The 4,553-nt window shown below is 74.3% G+C and carries 5 protein-coding genes; 2 read left to right on the top strand and 3 right to left on the bottom strand.

Features of this window, described 5'->3' with window-relative positions; genetic code table 11:
- Positions 1-118: 118 nt before the first annotated feature.
- A complete protein-coding gene (locus tag ACIWVC_RS19090; protein ID WP_396448656.1) occupies positions 119-409 on the bottom strand; it encodes a hypothetical protein in 291 nt (96 codons plus the stop codon).
- A 105-nt stretch (positions 410-514) separates the two neighbouring features.
- Between ACIWVC_RS19090 and ACIWVC_RS19085 the strand changes: the two genes are divergently transcribed.
- Positions 515-1,270 (top strand): alpha/beta hydrolase, encoded by a 756-nt coding sequence (locus ACIWVC_RS19085; protein WP_396448654.1) that lies wholly within the window; start codon positions 515-517, stop codon positions 1,268-1,270.
- A gap of 68 nt (positions 1,271-1,338) precedes the next feature.
- The gene (locus tag ACIWVC_RS19080) at positions 1,339-2,238 is read left to right on the top strand and encodes a hypothetical protein (RefSeq protein ID WP_396454394.1); all 900 of its coding nucleotides are present in this window, start codon (positions 1,339-1,341) and stop codon (positions 2,236-2,238) included.
- Positions 2,239-2,259: 21 nt separating this feature from the next.
- On the opposite strand, the gene ACIWVC_RS19075 is transcribed toward ACIWVC_RS19080, so the two are convergent.
- The gene (locus tag ACIWVC_RS19075; protein ID WP_396448652.1) at positions 2,260-2,643 is read right to left on the bottom strand and encodes an MmcQ/YjbR family DNA-binding protein; all 384 of its coding nucleotides are present in this window, start codon (positions 2,641-2,643) and stop codon (positions 2,260-2,262) included.
- Positions 2,644-2,909: 266 nt separating this feature from the next.
- A complete protein-coding gene (locus ACIWVC_RS19070; protein ID WP_396448651.1) occupies positions 2,910-4,427 on the bottom strand; it encodes a carboxylesterase/lipase family protein in 1,518 nt (505 codons plus the stop codon).
- Between the last annotated feature and the right edge of the window lie 126 nt (positions 4,428-4,553).

Genomic DNA, 4,553 nt, shown 5'->3' with positions numbered 1-4,553 from the left:
CGGCGAGCACCAGCTCCGCCACCCCGTGCAGCGATCGGCGGGCGGTTCGCAGGTCGGCCGTCATGTCTCCATCCTCCGTCGGGTGCGCTGCTCCTCCGGCAGAGCACGGCGCGGGCGCTCAGGAGCGGCCGGGGCCGCTCCCGGGCGCGTACTGCCGGGCCAGCTCCCGGTCGTTCGCCGCCCACCTGCGGTGCCGGGCGGCCGACTGCAGGTGGAGCTCGGCCTCCTCGGGATGGGCGGCGGCCATCCCCTCCAGCAGCGCCGCGGCCCGCTCGTGGGCGCGCGCCGAGGACACCATCGCCCGGCAGGCGTAGTCGTCGGCCTCACGCCGGCCCGCCGCGCCGCTCTCCGGGCCGTCCGCGCGGCTCGCGCGCGCCGTCACCCCGACCGGGCGGTCTTCGCTGTCCATAGCCGCCAGCCTGACGCCCGAGCCCGCCGATCAACCAGCCCTCCAGACACGTTCCCCTACCTACCCAGCTACCCGTTCGTTCAGCCCGCACCGGCATGACCGATCATGGAGACCGTGACGACTCCGGAACCGCTGACCCTCTACACCGCCGACGGGGTGCGCATCGACGCGGGTCACCTGCGGGGCGACGGCGGCGTGTGCTTCATACTCGCGCACGGGTTCACCTGCTCGTGGCGGCAGCCCGCCCTCCGCCGGATCGCCGGCGCCCTCAACGCGCACGGGGGCGTCGTCGCCCTCGACTTCCGCGGCCACGGACGGTCGGGCGGCCACACCACGGTCGGCGACAGGGAGGTCCTCGACCTCGGCGCGGCCGCGGACGCGGCCCGCCGCAGAGGCTACGAGCACGTCGTCGTCGCCGGGTTCTCGATGGGCGGCGCCGTCGCCGTCCGGTACGCGGCCCTGCACGGCGGGGCCGACGCGGTGGTGTCGGTGAGCGCGCCCGCCCGCTGGTACTACCGCGGCACGAAACCGATGCGGCGCGCCCACTGGGCGGTGGAACGCCGCCTCGGCCGGCTGGCGGTGCGCCTCGCCCGCGGTACCCGCGTCGCCCCGAAGGGCTGGGATCCGGTGCCCGAGGCGCCCCATGAGGTCGCCGGACGCATAGCCCCGGCGCCGCTCCTGGTCGTCCACGGCGACGCGGACGCGTTCTTCCCCCTCGAACACGCGCACCAGCTGTACGAGGCGGCGTCCGACCCGAAGGAACTGTGGATCGAGCCGGCGTTCGGGCACGCCGAGGTGGCGGCCACGCCCGCCCTGATCGAACGCATCGCGAAATGGGGGACCGGCGCCGTCTCGCGCTGACCTTCCGGGGTTATCCACATTTCCGGAGCCTCCGCCGCGGGGCTCGCCGGCGCGGGCACCATCGCCGCATGACCGGTTTCACCCTCACCTGGAGACGCACCGCCGGCGACTCGGTCGTGCCGGTCGGCCCGGGCGTCTGCTTCGTCCCGGCCAAGGGCGCGTCCCTCACCGCGCGGGCCGCCGCCCTCAGCGGTCTCCTCCCGCGGGAAGCCGTCGTGGGCCGCCGCACGGCCGCCTGGATATGGGGCCTGGACGTCCTGCCCCCGGGAGTGGACGAGGCCGGCTGGGACGTCGAACTCATCACTCCCAGAACGTCCGGCTCCGAACCGGTCACCGCCGACACCGTGGAGCTTCCGGCCGGCCACGTCATGGAGGAGGCCGATGTCCGCCTCACGTCCCCGGCCCGCACCGCGCTCGACTGCGCTCGATGGCTTCCCCGTCTCGCGGCGGTCGCCGCGCTCGACCAGTTCCTCCGGCAGGGCGTCGCCACCGGCGAACTCACCGCGATGGCCCGTGCGCTGGCGGGCTACCGCGGAAACAAACGCCTCCGCGAGATCATCCGCCTCGCCGATCGCGGCGCGGCCTCTCCCGGTGAGACGTGGGTTCGCGTCGCCCTCGCGGACACCGGCTTCCCTCGTCCGCACACCCAGGTTCCGGTGAGAGGTGCGCACGGCCGGCGGCTCTACATCGACCTCGGCTACCCGGACTTTCGCGTCGGCCTCGAATACGACGGGGAACGGCACCACACCGGGGCCCGCGCCCGTGGCCACGACACGGCCCGCCGCCGGTGGCTCGCCAAGGAGATGCGCTGGGAGGTCATCCCGGTCACCAAGGACTTCCTCGCCTACCCGGCCCCCTACCTGGAGGCCCTCCTGACCGCCCTGCTGCACCGGGGCTGGAACCCCGACAGCGCCACCGTGGACAGGATCGCCACCCGCCTGAGGAACCTGAACCGCCGACCCCGCTGACGCCGGCCGGCACAGGACTGCTCAGTCGCGGTCGAGGAGGTCGACCAGGCGCTTCGGGGCGACGAGGCGGTAGCTGTCCTCGATGAGTTCGGCCATCTCGTCCCAGTCGTGGTCGACGTCGAGGCGGGCGCCGACCCAGCCCTTGGCGCCCACGTACTTGGGGACGAAGAAGCGCTCGGGGCTCTCCGCCACGAGGGCCTCCTGCACACCGGGGCCGGCCTTGAACGTCATGTAGAGGCCGTCCTCGCTGGTCATCACGAACAGCTTGTCGCGGACCCGGAAGGAGGGCGCCGTGTGCCCGCCGAACGGCTTCTCCGTCGCCTCCGGCAGTGCAAGGCAGGTCTTCCTGATCAGCATCAGGGCGTCGACGTCGCTCACCGGGCGCTCCCCTCCGTTCGCGGGCATGCCCGCAATCGTAGACACAGGGTGTGACACATCCCGGCGCGCCGGCGGCCGGACCGCGCCGGCTCGGTGAGCGTCGCGCGGAGGTTCTGAGGCGAAGGTTCTAAGGGAGGGATGGACGCGGCCTCGGGAAGCGTCAGGCCGCGGCCATCCCGTGCGGTCGGCGGTACGGGCAACCGCCCCCGCTGGTCGTGGGAGCCCGGCGGGCGTCATGGCGCGCGGTTCGGGTGGGGCCGTTTCGCCCCGCCGGCCGGGGTGAAGGAGCGTGTTCACGGACGGAAGACATGCGGTGCCGGGGCGGGTGGAGGGGCGGTTTCGGCGAGCAGGGGGAGCGGGGCGAAGGTGTGGGACGACCAAAGGGCTCGGGAGGTTTCGTTCGGGTACCGGGTGACGGCGGGGGTCGTGTCCAGCACGTGGGTAAGGCGCTGGGTCGTGTCGAAGGCGGGCCAGCCCGGGGATCCGGTCTTGGCGAAGGCCGTCCATGCGGTGCGGATCTTCGTCGAGAGGGCCGCGGCCCCTTCGGTGTCGGTGATCAAGAGGTCGGCCATGCCGCCGCTGAGGTTGCCCCAGACGAGCGGGACGTCCAGTGCGTGGCAGGCGCCGAGGGGACCGCCGCGCCACGCGAGTTCGTACAGGTGGACGCGCCCGCCCGCGGCGGCCTGCGCCTCGGCGAGGTGCACGGTCGGCATGCGGAACAGCCAGTCGGAGTGGACGAGTTCGTACAGGGTCTCCGGCGGGACGCCCGGGAACGCGTCGGGGTAGCCCTCCGGGTCCGGGGCGAAGGTGCGCAGAGCGGTCGATGCCTGGTCGCCGGTGACGCGGCCGAGGAGGCCCTGCATCGCGACGAACAGCCGGTACTCGTCGCGGTTGTGGCCGGTGACCAGGGGGACGTCGCGGGCCGCTCCGGCCCTGAGCGCCTCCCACGGGGTCTGCGGCAGCACCTCGCCGTCCACGACCGGCGCGAAGGGCGTCGGCGTGTGGGAGACCGGGCCCCACCGCGGATGGTTCCGCATGGCGGCGGTCACCGTGTCGACGGCGCGCATCACGCGGGCGGGAGTGAGCGCGGCCAGGTCCTCGCGGACCGGGCGGGCGCCGGCCTCGGCGGCGATCGCGGCGCCGATGTCGCCGGCGAGCGGCGGGGAGAAGAAGACCCCGGGGACGCTCTGCGCGATCGCCCGGCGGAACAGGCCCCTGGCGCGCGGCATCGCGAGGAGCGCGGCGATCGAGCCCGCGCCCGCGGACTCGCCGAAGACGGTGACCTCGCCCGGGTCGCCGCCGAACGCCGCGATGTTCTCCTGCACCCACGCGAGGGCCGCGACCTGGTCGAGGAGGCCGCGGTTGGCGGGCGCGCCCGCGATCTGCCCGAAGCCCTCCATGGCCACGCGGTAGTTGAAGGTCACGACGACGACGCCGTCCCGGGCCGGCGCCGTGCCGTCGTAGTCCGGGTCGGACGAGTGCCCGATGAGGTAGGCGCCGCCGTAGATCCACACCATGACCGGCAGGCCCGCGCCGCCCGGGTCGGGCGTCCAGACGTTGCAGGTCAGCCAGTCGTCGCCGGTCGTCTCCGGGACGTCCGGAGCGAGCGCCGCCGACTGCGGCGGCGCGGGCCCGAACTCGGTGGCCGGGCGCGTGCCGTCCCAGGGCTCGGGCGGCAGGGGCGCGGCGAAGCGGAGCTCGCCGACCGGCGGCCGGGCGAACGGGATGCCCCGGAAGACGGCGATCCCGTCCTTCCGGAGGCCGCGCACTCTCCCCGACGCGGTGATGGCTTCGGCATCGTCCGTGGTCATCGGTCACCTGTCCTTGCCGCCTGTCTCGGCGCGGTGGCGGATCCTGCGGTCCTGTGCGTGCGGAGGTCGGGATCGTGCTGGATGGGGTCAGGGGGCCTTGCTGCGGCCGGTCCCGGCGGCCGGTCC

This window comes from Actinomadura sp., assembly GCF_044508335.1.
Taxonomy (GTDB): Bacteria; Actinomycetota; Actinomycetes; order Streptosporangiales; family Streptosporangiaceae; genus Spirillospora.
This window is presented reverse-complemented; position numbering and strand designations above follow the sequence as displayed.